Annotated in this window: 11 protein-coding genes; 1 reads left to right on the forward strand and 10 read right to left on the reverse strand. The window is 59.9% G+C overall.

The window, feature by feature from the left end:
- Positions 1 to 48 precede the first annotated feature (48 nt).
- A complete protein-coding gene (locus M1L53_RS28250; protein WP_037129595.1) occupies positions 49 to 393 on the reverse strand; it encodes a nitroreductase/quinone reductase family protein in 345 nt (114 codons plus the stop codon).
- Between the two features lie 238 nt (positions 394 to 631).
- On the opposite strand from M1L53_RS28250, the gene M1L53_RS28255 reads away from it, so the two are divergent.
- Positions 632 to 853 carry an RGCVC family protein gene (locus tag M1L53_RS28255; RefSeq protein ID WP_003941442.1) on the forward strand — a complete coding sequence of 74 codons (222 nt, stop codon included), beginning with the start codon at positions 632 to 634 and terminating at the stop codon, positions 851 to 853.
- 254 nt (positions 854 to 1,107) lie between these two features.
- Here the strand turns inward: M1L53_RS28255 and M1L53_RS28260 are convergent, their stop codons facing one another.
- The 9 genes from M1L53_RS28260 to M1L53_RS28300 form a co-directional block, all read right to left on the reverse strand.
- Positions 1,108 to 1,575 carry a DIP1984 family protein gene (locus M1L53_RS28260; RefSeq protein ID WP_054187602.1) on the reverse strand — a complete coding sequence of 156 codons (468 nt, stop codon included), beginning with the start codon at positions 1,573 to 1,575 and terminating at the stop codon, positions 1,108 to 1,110.
- A gap of 282 nt (positions 1,576 to 1,857) precedes the next feature.
- Positions 1,858 to 2,835 carry an ABC transporter substrate-binding protein gene (locus tag M1L53_RS28265; RefSeq protein ID WP_007726443.1) on the reverse strand — a complete coding sequence of 326 codons (978 nt, stop codon included), beginning with the start codon at positions 2,833 to 2,835 and terminating at the stop codon, positions 1,858 to 1,860.
- Positions 2,836 to 2,894: 59 nt separating this feature from the next.
- Positions 2,895 to 4,505: an ABC transporter substrate-binding protein gene (locus M1L53_RS28270; protein ID WP_198165730.1), complete on the reverse strand. Its 1,611-nt coding sequence runs from the start codon at positions 4,503 to 4,505 to the stop codon at positions 2,895 to 2,897.
- A gap of 14 nt (positions 4,506 to 4,519) precedes the next feature.
- Entirely contained in the window at positions 4,520 to 5,824 is a 1,305-nt protein-coding gene (locus M1L53_RS28275; protein ID WP_007726446.1) for an NtaA/DmoA family FMN-dependent monooxygenase, read from the reverse strand.
- On the reverse strand, positions 5,821 to 6,651 hold the full coding sequence (locus M1L53_RS28280; protein ID WP_054187586.1) for a sulfurtransferase: 831 nt from the start codon (positions 6,649 to 6,651) through the stop codon (positions 5,821 to 5,823). Before M1L53_RS28280 ends, M1L53_RS28275 begins: the two co-directional genes overlap by 4 nt.
- 61 nt (positions 6,652 to 6,712) lie before the next feature.
- A complete protein-coding gene (locus M1L53_RS28285) occupies positions 6,713 to 8,680 on the reverse strand; it encodes a biotin carboxylase N-terminal domain-containing protein (protein ID WP_054187585.1) in 1,968 nt (655 codons plus the stop codon).
- Between the two features lie 4 nt (positions 8,681 to 8,684).
- A complete protein-coding gene (locus M1L53_RS28290; RefSeq protein WP_054187584.1) occupies positions 8,685 to 10,286 on the reverse strand; it encodes a carboxyl transferase domain-containing protein in 1,602 nt (533 codons plus the stop codon).
- Complete coding sequence (locus tag M1L53_RS28295) at positions 10,273 to 11,472, reverse strand: MFS transporter (protein WP_054187583.1); 1,200 nt, start codon at positions 11,470 to 11,472, stop codon at positions 10,273 to 10,275. The genes M1L53_RS28290 and M1L53_RS28295 overlap by 14 nt, the downstream gene beginning before the upstream one ends.
- Positions 11,469 to 12,695 (reverse strand): aminotransferase class I/II-fold pyridoxal phosphate-dependent enzyme, encoded by a 1,227-nt coding sequence (locus tag M1L53_RS28300; protein WP_007726454.1) that lies wholly within the window; start codon positions 12,693 to 12,695, stop codon positions 11,469 to 11,471. Before M1L53_RS28300 ends, M1L53_RS28295 begins: the two co-directional genes overlap by 4 nt.
- Positions 12,696 to 12,791: the final 96 nt, after the last annotated feature.

Raw genomic sequence — 12,791 nt, forward strand, 5'->3', positions numbered from 1 at the left:
CGGTGGGTGTGAGCTGAATGTGATTGCACCGGTGACTGTTCGATCCGCTCAGTCGACGGGAGCGAGTTCGACGGAGACGTAGACACCCTTGCCTTTTCGGTGTGCGAGTGCCTCGCCGGGGCGATCGATACCGTCCAGTTGGAGAACGATCGGACCTTGTTCCGGGTAGAAATTGCGCCACCAACTCTTCTTGTCCGGCATGGCAACGCCGATCGTCACATGGTCGCCTTTTCGTTTGTAGGACACGGGCGCGCTGAAGGTGCGACCGGACTTGCGTCCGACGTAGGTGATGACGGTCATGGAACGGCCCAGTAGTTTGCCTACGATCGGAGCGCCGATCAGTGGTTGGACCACTACGTTCACGGCGGCGGATACACGTTGGAAAGTGTTCACGAGAAGCCCTTTCACGACGAATGCTGCACGAATTCGAATCCTGCACGGAAATGGTGCGTGCAGTAGTTCTATCCTGCTCGACCGGGATTGTCGCGTGGGCAGAAATTGGTACAAACCGGTGTGCCGAAGCGAGTAGCGTGGGGTACGTCGAGGGTCATTCGAATATGCGCGGTCAAGCCATGTCGTCCTCGACGCCAACCCGGTCTGTGGTCGAACGGCCGAGAACTGGAGCGCCTGTATGGCGTCGAACCCGTCCGATGTGTCGAATGCACGAGGGCAATCCGAGTCGACTGACGAGGATCAGAAAACACCGTCGATCTGCCCGGCGTGTCAGCACAGTATGGAATCCCACGATCCGCTCGGGGTTCGCTTCTGCGCAGTGACAGCCGACCGCGGTCTCGATCGAAAGTGCATCTGCGCTGCAGATCGCGAGGAGATGCAGCACTATTCGCGCTACTGAGGTGCATCCTGCATCCCAATCGGAGACGCACCGACCTGTAGTCGCCGACAGTGCTGGATGCCCCGAACCCGCCCTCGTCTATCGACGATCAGCACGTGGTGGTGATGTGTGCGTAGTGCACTTTTACCTGTACGACGTGCAGGGCTGCAATGTGTAGGTGCGCTGCCCGCCGCGCTCAGAGGTGACCGGATAGACCGCCGGTCGCGGTGTGTGCTCGCTTCGCCGAACGACTACCTGCTCCAACGCTGCCGTGCTTACTCGATCAGATCCACCTCCCAATTCGTTCGTTGAATCTGTGTATCGACCTCGCGAATCTCGCGGGCGAGGTCGTCCGCGATTGCCCGAAGTTCGGTGACGGGGACTGCCGCGACATAGACCAATTCTGATCGGAGTTGACGACCGTAACCTCGCTCTTCGCGCCCGGACGCGGCGTCCGCAGCGGCATTGACTGCAGAGTGTCTCAGACGCAGCACATCTCGATGGGCGAGTGCATCTGTGACAGTGCCGTTTCCGAGGATCGCCTGCGCATTGGTTCGATTGATCGCGCGCATCAACCGTTCGAGTTCGCTCAGAGTTGACGTCAGCACTTCGAGAAGGACGGCGGCGTCTTCGGCGGGAACTTCTCCCTCCTGGTGGCGTGCATTGTCGACGATCCGCTCGCGCAAGTGCGCAACCTTGCGAGTGGTGTCACTTCGTAGCGCCAGTGCCTCTGCCAGTTTCATGGATGAAGCTCCTGCTCTGACCTGAATCGGGAACTCCAAGCTAGCACTCGATTGACAACCTGGGTCGGATTCCATTGTCTTGCTGCGTTCTTCCCAGTTCAGCATTCGAATCATCTTGGAGACAGCTGGTGCTGCGTGTCCTTCGATGAAGCGATGCAGCCGGTGGAGCACGCTGCGCACGGTCTCGGGTCGACGGGGCGGGCGAGGCATACGATGGTCCGCCGTCGATCTCGCGGTTCAGACTGAAATAGTCGCCCCGCGACGAGTTAGAGTGCGCCTTTCCTATTTGTTCGTCTTCGGGAGGCCAGGGGGATTGACCAGCGACTTGTCGACTGCCTCGTTGGTGATCTTCCATCGCTCGAGAACTTGCTCGTATGTGCCGTTTTCGATGAGATGATCTATCGCCTCGCTGATCGGTTGTACCAAGCCGTTGTCTTTCTTGACCAGTACACCGATCTGGCCCAACGCGGCCTCACCGGCTCCGGAGAACTGACCGATCACTTCGTTCTCGCCAGTCTGTGCAGCGTGAAACTGCGATGACGGGTTGGGGCCGAAGTAAGCGTCGATTCGACCGGAAGACAGCGGCAGGTAGTAGTCAGTGGTCTTCTGGTACACGGTGATTTCAGCGGGAGCACGCCCAGCTGCGAGGTTGTCCTCATTCCACTTCACCAGCAACGCCTCCTGATTGGTGGCAGCGCCGACTCCGATCTTCAGTCCGGCGATGTCTTCCGGCTTCTCGAGTGAGAGATTCCTGTCCTTTCTGACCTCGAACGCGAGAGTGTCGAGGCGGTACGTCGCGAAGTCGTATTTCTCTTTGCGCTCTTCGGTGACCGTCACGTTGGAGATGAACGCATCTGCGTCTCCCGAATCGATCCGCACCGAATTCTGCGCCCAATCCGCGACCTGAAGGTCGATTTTCAGCCCGAGCACCTCTGCAATCAAATACGCGAAGTCGGTCTCGGAACCGATGACAGTCTTGTCGTCGTCGGCATAGAAGCGCAACGGTGGAGCGGTTCCAGCGTTGCCGGTGATTCGGATCGTGCCCCGGTCGCGGAACTCCTGAGGGACCTTCGCTGCGATCGAATCAACCTTGTCGGTGCTGATGCGGTTCTGCTCGGCCGACAAGTTGATACTGGATGTTGTTGCACCGGAGTGTTGCCCGGTCGATTCTTCATCTGGGCTTCCGCAAGCGGTACCCAGGAGAGTAACTGTGGCCAGGGTAGAGATCAGAAGCGTTGCGGTGCGAGGACGGGTGAACATCGGGTTCCTTCCGGGAAGAGGGTTTGTCGAAGCAGGTTGTCGAGATCACGAAGTGTGGGCTAGCTCTTCCACGCATCCACGAAGTCCACCGAGTAGAGATCGGCTTGGATGCGCAGGTCGTGAACCGCGGGAGTCGTCGCGTAGATCAGCGAAGAGGCGTGCAACGGGATCGCCAGTGCCTGATCGGCAATCAGTTCCTGAATCTCCTTCAACACTCCGTTTCTCGCATCGACGTCTACGGTCTGAGATTGTTTGACCAGCAATGCATTCAGCTCCGGAGTCGAGGCGATGCCTTTGGTCGAGCCGAGAGTGGGACTGAACACCAGCAGTACGTCACCGTCGGCGCGCAAGCTCTGGAAGTAGATCGATTCCCATGTGCCGTCGGTTCTCGCGGCGTTGTCCTCGGCAGTCGAGCGAGGTTGCAAGTTCACTGCAACTCCGATGTCGCGCAGCTGAGATTGGATCAGTTCGAACTGCGATTGGGGGAGGTGGTTGCGGTAGGCCAATTCGACGGTCAGTTTCTCACCGTCCTTGGTTCGGAATCCGTCACCGCCGACTGTCCATCCACTGGCGTCCAGCAGTGACTTCGCACCCGACGGGTCATAGGTGTACTCGGACGACAGATCGGTGTAACCGGGCGCTTTCACCGACAAGATGCTTCGCGCTTTCTCGTCACTCGGTGTGTAGGTGGTGTCGATGATCTGCTGGGTATCGATGCCCTTCACCAAAGCACGCCGCACGTTCAGGTCCGCAAGTACCGGCGCGAACGTGGGGTTGAGCAAGAGCGAGTCGTTGATGCCGGCAGCAAGGGACGGGATGACAGTGAGTCCGGCGCCTTCTGCCCGGTCGACGTCTGTGCTCGGAATGTCGATCGCGGCGTCCAGTTGTCCTGACGTCAAACCGCCGATTCGCACCGAGGATTCGGGGACCACCAAAAAGGTGATCGAATCCAGATAGGCCTCTCCCTTGTTCTTGTTGAGTGAGGATCCCCAGTGGTACCCGTCCCGACGAGCGAGTACGACCTTCGCGTTGGTCTCCAGTTCTTTCTGTACGAACGGGCCGGAAGCGATAACGCCCTGGGCGCAGCGTTCTTCGGGCGTCTTCTTCAACGATTCCGGTGCGATGATGGCGAGCGTGTCGGAGCGGGCGGCTTGAAGGAAGCCCGCTGACGGTTCCGAGAAATTGAGTGCGACAGTGGAAGCGTCGAGTACCTCCGCTCCAGTGAAGTTTGCGAGATGTGACTTCGCAGTGGTCGCGAAGCCACTGTCTCCCAGTCTCTTCTGGCTTTCGAAGTTGTCCGCGACAACCTGCGCATCCAGACGCTCGCCGTTGCTGAAGGTCACGCCGTCCCGCAGAGCGAAGACGAATCGTCGACCGTCGTTCTGGACCTCCCAGGACGTCGCCAACCAAGGCACTATCTCCCCGGTCTCGAGGTTCTGGTCGACGAGTTTGTCGTAGAGTGGATGGAATGCCGTAGCAGTTTGACCGTTCAGGGTCTTGTCGATGCACGGTGGAAACGTATTGATCGCAAAGGTCAGATCGCCCCCTGACACGGGCTCGGAGTCGGCGCTCGCAGCTGGCGTTGCAGTGCTGCAGCCGGTTGCAACTGCAAGCGTCGACGCCAGGATGGCGACTCGGATCGGTATGGATGAAAGCCGCGACGTCGTCATGGGCTGAGTTCCGTTCATCGTGGGGAAGTGCGAGTGGTGTCGAAGATGTGGGACCGCAGGGTCGTTCCGGTGTATTCGCGCCGGAACACGCCCCGATCTTGCAGAAGTGGCACGACGGAACTCGCGAAGTCGTCGAGCCCCCTGGGGAAGTGGGTAGCGGTCAGGATGAAACCGTCAGCTGCTCCCGATTCGAAGAGGTGCGTCAACTCGTCCGCCACTTCTTGCGGCGAGCCGACAATCTCGGGAGTGAGATCATTGCGCGCGAACAACTCTGCGGTTTCGGCGATGGTGAGATTTCGGGATTCGATCAGGCGTGCCAATCGACGCGAGGGGCCACTACCGCGGTTGAGAACTTCGGCGATCGGAGTGGACGGATCGAACTGCGACAAGTCTAGTCCTGCGGAGTGGGAGACCCACTCGATTGCCGCATCCGGATGGATCAAGGATCGCAGGTACTCCTGCCGTTCCTTCGCGATGCTCGTCGTCTCGCCGACTATCGGTTGCACAGCGGCGACGAGGCGCACCGAATCAGGGTCGCGTCCGGCCTCTTCCGCGTAGCCGCGAATTGCCTTGCGCTTCGCTCGAAGATCTTCCTCCAACGGGTCGATCGCAAAGACCAGATCTGCCCACCGCCCACCGAATTCGCGCCCTCTCACAGATTCACCTGCCTGGATGAAGACCGGGCGGCCCTGAGGTGATTGTGGCAAGGTGAGTGGACCCTGCACCGACAAGTATTTGCCCTTGTAGTCGGCCGCGTGAATCTTGCTTGTGTCTGCGTAGATTCCGCTGTCGCGATCGGCCGATACGGCGTCGCCGTCCCACGACGACCAGAGTGCGGTGGTTGCTTCGAGAACTTCGTCGCCGCGCTCGTACAGTTCTTCTCTCGGAAGCCGATCGACTTCGGGAAAGTTGTCGTTAGCCGGACCGGGTGCCGTCATCACGATGTTCCAGGCCGCGCGCCCACCGCTGAGTATGTCGAGGCTGCCCAGAGTTCTCGCCAGGTTGTACGGGCTGTTGAAGCTTGCCGAAAGGGTTACGCCGAGACCGATACGATTTGTTGCGCCGGCCACCACTGCAGCCAACTGCGTCGGATCATGTTGAAAGCCGGTCAGCAGACCGTATTTGGTGTGGCCGTCGACGTAGTGCACACGCTCAGGTATCAGTATCAGGTCGAATTTTGCTCGTTCCGCTGCTTGCGCGTATCGCTCGTAGAGCGCTCTGTCCTCGAAGGCATTCTCCGAGTACGAATGCCGCCACATTCCGGCACTGTGCATACTCGGAAAGACCATGTAGGCGCCGAGGATCATCTGTCGTGTCATCGCTGGTCCGGATTCCTTGGTGTGTGATGGATGTCAGTGGAGACGGGTCGTTCGGGGTCGGCGCTCCACCCCGACCACGACGCGACGTAGACCGCGGAGCTGATGCCGACCGCTGCAAGCGCCAGTGCGTTGTGCGACGCGGCAACTCCGCCGCCGCAATAGGACACGACGGTGGCACCACGCTCTATTCCGAACTGGTGGAAGTATTCTCGTAACTCGCGGTCGGGAAGTAGGAATCCGTTGTCGTCGAGTAGGTCAGTTGCCGGCGCTGAGATAGATCCGGGGATGTGGCCGGCGCGGAAAGCGCTCGATCCTCGGGCGTCGAGCAATCTGCCGGCCGATGCCGCGCGCAGGGCGTCTTCTGCGTCGGCGAGTGTCGTGCTAGTGGTGGAAGGTGGTACGGGAATCGAATCGTTTGTCGATATGCGTTTCCGGGCTGTAACCCATCCGGACGATCCGCCGTCCAAGTACCGCACTGAACGTCCTGCCCAGCGAAGCGTGAACCACGCGCGCGCCGCAAGCAGGGGGCTGTCCGAACTGTAGACCACGATGTGAGCATCGGCGGATACTTTCAGATCGTTCAGTGTTCTTCCGAATGCGTCGAGGTCTGGCAGCGGTCGATTCCCGTCAGTCCCGCCGCCACTGCTTTGAAAGTCGTTGATCGACAATGTGATGGACTGCGGTGCAGTAATGATTCCGGCTCCGCCCTCGCTGTTGTCTCGTACCACGTTGACGACGACGAGCGTCCGATCGGAACGAATGAGTTCGCGGAGTTCGGTTGCGGAAACAATGACTGCGCGACGCTCGATTCTCCCTGCTTCTGACATGAAAGATATTGTGTAACAATTGCTTCAGTCAAGAAAGAGATAAGATCGTGGCAATCTTTACTCATGGCGCCACGGCTGCCAGCACTTGTCCGGCATCGATGACATCTCCCACCGTTACTGTCACCGCCGAGACGATTCCGGGTGAGGAAGCACGAAGGGCAGTCTCCATCTTCATTGCTTCTACGACCGCGACGACATCACCTTCCGACACCCGCGTTCCAGTCTGCAGCACTGCCAGCACGGTTCCCGGCATCTTCGATGTGATCTCTCCGTCGCTGAGATCGGAATCCTTTGCTGTATAGACTTTCTCGTCCACCTTCACGGTCCAGCCACCAACGCACACCCATGTACCGGTGCCGACTCCGAGGCGCCCAGCGGTGGTTGTCAAACCATCGGCGACCAGGCTGAGTGTCACTTCGTCGGTTCCACCCCTGACGACCACCGAAATGTTCCGGCCGTCGGCGGCGACAATCCAGTGGTTGCTTCGTTGTGAGATGACGGTTGTCGGCACGACGCGGCCGTCGGCAATGAGTTCGCGTCCGATCGGGTCGGATCCCACCTTGCGCAATGTCTCTCGATGTAGTCCGTGGGGGCCGGTCCATGACGACCCGGTGACCGGCGTTTGTTCCTCGACGGAAGTCCACACCATCGCAACAGCAGCGGCGGTGGCCTGGAGCTCTGCAGAATCCGGGATCAACCGAGTGAGGTGCTCGTCGACGAAGGAAGTGTGAATGTCATCCGCGCGCACAGCCGGTGTCGCCAAGAGAAGTCGGAGGAAACCGATATTCGAGGTTCCACCGAAGTAACTCGAGTCGGCCAAAGCTCGGTCCAATGATTCCAGTGCGGTTGACCGCGTCGGACCGCTTGCTATGACCTTTGCGATCATCGGATCGTAGAACGGCGGAATGCTGCCGGCACCCTCGAAAGCACTGTCGATGCGAACCCTCGACGGCCAGGCTATGTCCACGGAATGTGAAGGTGCGGGCCGAAACCCGTTCGACGGATCCTCGGCGTAGATTCTGGCTTGCACCGCGAAACCCCGCAGCGCGATATGGCGCTGCTGTAACGGCAAACGGGCGCCGAGGGCGATGTCGAGTTGCAGTTCGACGAGATCGACGCCGGTCACTTCCTCGGTGACCGTGTGTTCGACTTGTAGGCGCGTGTTGACTTCGAGAAAGTAGTAGCGGTTTTCGGCGTCAACCAGAAATTCGACGGTTGCCGCATTCACGTAGCCGACGCCTCCGAGTAGTCGCAGAGCGTCGTGCTGCATGGCTCCCAGGACCGATTCGGGGACAGAACTTGCCGGTGCCTGCTCGATGATCTTCTGGTTCCGACGCTGTAGGGAGCATTCACGGGTGAAGAAGTGAACTCCTGTACCGAAGGAATCGAAGAGGACCTGAACTTCGATGTGACGCGGACGCTCCACCAGCGTTTCGATCATCAGGTCGCCGCGGCCGAAGTTCCTTTCGTTCAAACCGATTGCAGAGGTGATGACCTCTCGTGCGTCATCACCCGGATGTAGTCGAACCATCCCCTTGCCGCCGCCCCCGAACACCGGTTTCAGCAGCACCGGCACGTCGAGAGATCGAACGTGACCGAGGACGGTATCGGGATCGGCGCTTGCCTCGCCCCACGCGGTGAGAGTCGGGATGCCGGCGTCAGCGGCGGCCTTCTTCGCTCTTGCCTTGTCTCCGAGTAGAGCGATGGATTCAGCGGCCGGACCGACGAATGTCAGACCTGCAGCGACGACGGCTTCAGCGAAATCGGAGTCTTCGGAGAGGAATCCGTAACCCGGGTGCACGGCATCGCAATCCGCGGCCAGCGCGGCCGCAATGATTTGATCCGAATCGGTGTAGGACTCCGAGGGGATGTCTCCGTCCAGAAGCACGGTGTGATCGGCGAGGCGATGCCACTGTGCGTGTGAATCGACGGGGGAGGAGATCGTCACTACCGACATGCCGAGACGACGGGCCGTGCGCGCGATGCGCGTGACGATTTCACCCCGATTGGCGATGAGAAGTCGAGTCATGTTCTCACATCCTGAAGACGCCGAAGCGCGTTGTTCCGTGATTGCGGGGAAGCATGGACAGCGCGAGTGAAACCCAGGATCGCGTGTCGACCGGGTCGACGATCGCGTCAACCCATAGCCTGGATGCGACGTACACCGACTCGCCCTGCCGGTCGTAGCCTTCGCGTATCGGCCGTTTGATTTCCTCGATTTCCTCTTCCGTGAGCGGAGTTCCGCGTGTGCGCGCAGATTCGATCTTCATCAATGCCATCACCGACGCTGCTTGCTCGGAACCGACCACGGTGGTCTTCGCGTTCGGCCACACGGCCATGAAGTCAGGACCTATCGAGCGTCCGCACATCGCGAGGTTTCCCGCCCCGTAGCTTCCGCCGATGACGATGCTGAGCTTGGGAACCCTGGCGCAGGCGACGGCATTGACCAGTTTCGCGCCGTGTTTGGCGATACCTTCCGCCTCGTACTGCTTCCCGACCATGAATCCGTTGACGTTGTGCAGGAACAACAATGGGATGTCTCGTTGTGAGCACAGTTCGACGAAGTTCGCGGCCTTGAGGGAGTCCTCCGAAAAGAGCACACCGTCGTTCATGATGACCCCGACGGTGTACCCCTCGATGTGGCCGGTCCCGCAGACGATGGTTCGGCCGTAATTCGCTCGGTACTCGACTAATTCGCTGGCATCGAGCAGGTGGGCCAGAACGTCGCGCGCGACGATCGGGGTTTTCGAGGAAGCCGGGATCACCGTGTCGAGCTGCTCGGGGGAGTGAAGAGGTGGTCGCGGAGATCGTGACGGCGCCCGTACCTCCCGTCGATCACCGCGGGCGACGATGTCGGCGATCATGCTCAGAGCCTCGATGTCGTCGTTGGCGATGTGATCGACGACGCCGCTGATCACCCCGTGCACGTCGGCGCCGCCGAGCTCTTGCGGTTCGACGTCGACACCGGTTGCAGCCTTGACCAACTGAGGGCCGCCCAGATAGACGGTGCCGGTACCGCGGACGATGACGGTCTCGTCGCACATCGCTGGGATGTATGCACCTCCAGCCGTGCAGGAACCCATGACTGCTGCGATCTGAACGATGCCGTCTGCCGACATTTCGGCGATGTTCTTGAACATCTCGCCGAAATGGTGCTCGTCGGGGAAGATCTCGTCCTGCATCGGAAGGAAAACACCTCCGGAATCGACGAGATAGACACACGGCAGCCTCAGCCGACGAGCGACGGATTGCAATCGCAGTTGCTTCTTGACGGTCAGCGGGTAGTAGGTGCCGCCCTTGACGGTGGCGTCGTTCGCGAAGACGGCGCAGAGTGAGCCGCGGATGAGCCCTACGCCCGTGACCAGACCAGCCGACGGGAGTTGCTCGTCGTACACCTCGAATCCGGCCAGTTGTCCGATCTCGAAGAACGGGGACTGCACGTCGAGAAGAGCATCGATGCGTTCGCGAGCGGGCAATTTGCCGCGAGCCCGGTGCTTGGCGACCGACCGCTCGGGTGCCCCGTGAACGGACAAGTGTTGCGCGTCCGCAACTCGCTCGCGAATTTCCTTGTATGCCAGTAAGTTTTGCTCGCGGGTACCGGGGTCGAGTTGTGCGGTGCGTTCAATGACGGGCATGGGACGTACCTACTGTCGGTTCGGAGGAAGCTGTGCGGAGGGAGAATACGAGCGCAGTCGCTGCTGCAGTGATCAGTGCGACGATTGCCGACCACACGCGCTCATCGGATGCGAGAGGTCCGACTACAGAGGCGATGCCGGCAATTCCCTGCTGTACGAGTCCGCAGTACGCGACGGCGATGGCTCCGCCTTCAGCAAAATGCGTCACTGCTGATGCTGCCGAGTTCGGGAAGAGAAGCGATTGCCCAAATGTCAGTGCGATGTATCCGAGCAGGAAGACCGCGAGCAACGGCGTGGAACCGAGTGGGGGATACCAGCAGAGCATGAGGACGAGGCCGGCAAGCAGCATGCACAGCGCACCTCGACGCATCAACTTCTCTGAACCGACGGTTGTGGCCCTTCGATTGACGTAAAGCGCGCCGCTGAAGTAGGCGGTTCCGTAGAGGATTCCGAAGGCTCCGAATGCCCACGGTTGCAAGTCGAATCGATCGCTGAACAGGAAGGGGCTCGATTGCTGCACAAGGACTATCGCGCCGAAACCCAGGCCCCCCGCAATGGCTGGTTTGTAGAACTGGGGTGTCAGGACTATGGCATTCCACCGAACAACGCGTTCGTTGTTGTCGCGGACTGTGGTGTTCTCGGTCCTCAGTGCCACCGCAGCGAGTGCTGCTCCGAGTACTCCGAGCACGCCGAAGCCGGTTCGCCACGAGGTGAACGACGCAAGAGCGCCGCCGATCAGTTGGCCACCGCCCAGTGCCACCACAAATGCCATCGACAACAGCGACAAGCGGCTAGCCAACTCCGAACCGGTGAACTTGTCCTTCACCATCATTCGCACGATGATGGCCGCACCTCCTGCTCCGATGCCTTGAACGATCCGGCCGATCAGTAGTACGGCGGCGCTCTGGACCAAAGCCAATGCAATGCAGGCGATCACGAACAATACCAAGCTGGACAACAGTGCCGTCCTGCGTCCGAGTCGATCTGCCAACCGCCCCCACACGACCACCGGAAGTGCGGCACTGATCACGAAGAGTGTCACCGACCACTTCACCACGGAATCTTCGATGCCCAGATCCGTCGCGATCTTCGGCAGTGAAGGGAGGTAGATGGTCGTGGCCATTTGTGCTGTCAACACGACGGCACAAGCCAGCGGTGTCACTGCGACAGTGCGGTCGTCGCTCATTCCGTGACACTTCGTAGGACGTCGGCGAAGCGCTCGATCGTTGCATGTGGAAGGTCCGCCCGAAGCATCAGTCTCAGCCCGGCTTTGCCCCGGCCGATGACAGGGAAGAAGACCGCCGATGTGTAGAAACCGCTAGCCAGCAGTTTCTGTGCTGCGGTGATGGTTTGTTCTTCCTCGTGGAGCGTGACGAAGCGGATCGGGAGTCCATCGCCCGATGCCGGCGTGTCGACGAGCGAATCGAACAGTTCGACAACCGTGCGGAGTTGCCGCTGCCGCTTGTCGACCTCTCCGCTGCGGTGGAGCTCCACGGACGCCGCAATAGCACCCAGCCCGGCTACGTTCACACGCTGCGACCACGTCAGCGGGCCGCCGTAGCGAAGTGCGAGATCACGATTTCGACTGCCCCCGTTCCGACCGAGTGCGATCGCACCGCCGGAAGCACCGAATCCCTTGTTCAGTGATGTCAGCAAGAATGTTCGATCATTGAGGCTGCCGATGAGATCCAGGACCGCGCCACGCCCGTTGTGTCCGATGACCGAGGTGCTGTGCGCCTCGTCGAGAACGAGAATCAGTCCGTATTTGGCCTGTAATGCAAACAGTTCGTTCAGGGGCGCCTTCCCGCCTGTGCTGTAGACGGTGTCCGCCACGTATGCCACCTGAGAATTTGTTCGGCAAAGACTTTCGAGTTCATCGACGTCGTCGTGCCGAATGGTCACGATCGTCGTTTCGTCGGCGACGCTCGCCTTCATGGCATTGAGGCAGAAGTGTGCGTTCTTGTCGAACACCATGAGGGGAGGTTCACCGCCGGTGAGCAACCCGGACGCAACGAGGGGGAGCAAACTCCACGCAGCGTTTGCGGCGGATCCGAGGGTGAGCACATGTGCGTCAAGCAGTTCGCTCAACGCGGCCTCTGTGTCGTCGAGAAGGCTGGAGTGGACTCTCATCCGCGAGATGGAACTGTTCAACGTTCGTTCGCGCTCGAGAGCGGCGATCGCACCCGAACGAATTCGGTCGTCGGTGTCGAGCCCCAGATACGAGTACGTGGAGAAGTTCTCGAATTCGTATCCTTGGATCGTCCGGTGTTCGAAACCTGCGACGCGATCGGCGGTGATATCGGCCAGACCCTCACTGACTGCGCGATCCCAGAATGGGTTGCTCAAATCAGCAGCACGCCTGAGGTTGGAGTACAGATTCCTATCTTTCAAGCTCTCGGCAACCGTCATTTCGCGGCTGGTCCCTTCACTGGATTCGATAGCGGAATTACTGCGTTGATGCACTGAGATGCATCATCGTCAGTTGACATCGCTCATTGAGAACGA

Origin of the sequence: Rhodococcus sp. T9N, from assembly GCF_024436645.1 — a bacterium.
Taxonomy (GTDB): Bacteria; Actinomycetota; Actinomycetes; order Mycobacteriales; family Mycobacteriaceae; genus Rhodococcus_F; species Rhodococcus_F qingshengii.

What these genes read in the sequence shown, in the direction of transcription:
- M1L53_RS28255 (WP_003941442.1), top strand. Translation starts at nt 632, where the DNA reads ATGGCGTCGAACCCGTCCGATGTGTCGAATGCACGAGGGCAATCCGAG.
- M1L53_RS28260 (WP_054187602.1), bottom strand. Translation starts at nt 1,575, where the DNA reads ATGAAACTGGCAGAGGCACTGGCGCTACGAAGTGACACCACTCGCAAG.
- M1L53_RS28265 (WP_007726443.1), bottom strand. Translation starts at nt 2,835, where the DNA reads ATGTTCACCCGTCCTCGCACCGCAACGCTTCTGATCTCTACCCTGGCC.
- M1L53_RS28270 (WP_198165730.1), bottom strand. Translation starts at nt 4,505, where the DNA reads ATGACGACGTCGCGGCTTTCATCCATACCGATCCGAGTCGCCATCCTG.
- M1L53_RS28275 (WP_007726446.1), bottom strand. Translation starts at nt 5,824, where the DNA reads ATGACACGACAGATGATCCTCGGCGCCTACATGGTCTTTCCGAGTATG.
- M1L53_RS28280 (WP_054187586.1), bottom strand. Translation starts at nt 6,651, where the DNA reads ATGTCAGAAGCAGGGAGAATCGAGCGTCGCGCAGTCATTGTTTCCGCA.
- M1L53_RS28285 (WP_054187585.1), bottom strand. Translation starts at nt 8,680, where the DNA reads ATGACTCGACTTCTCATCGCCAATCGGGGTGAAATCGTCACGCGCATC.
- M1L53_RS28290 (WP_054187584.1), bottom strand. Translation starts at nt 10,286, where the DNA reads ATGCCCGTCATTGAACGCACCGCACAACTCGACCCCGGTACCCGCGAG.
- M1L53_RS28295 (WP_054187583.1), bottom strand. Translation starts at nt 11,472, where the DNA reads ATGAGCGACGACCGCACTGTCGCAGTGACACCGCTGGCTTGTGCCGTC.
- M1L53_RS28300 (WP_007726454.1), bottom strand. Translation starts at nt 12,695, where the DNA reads ATGACGGTTGCCGAGAGCTTGAAAGATAGGAATCTGTACTCCAACCTC.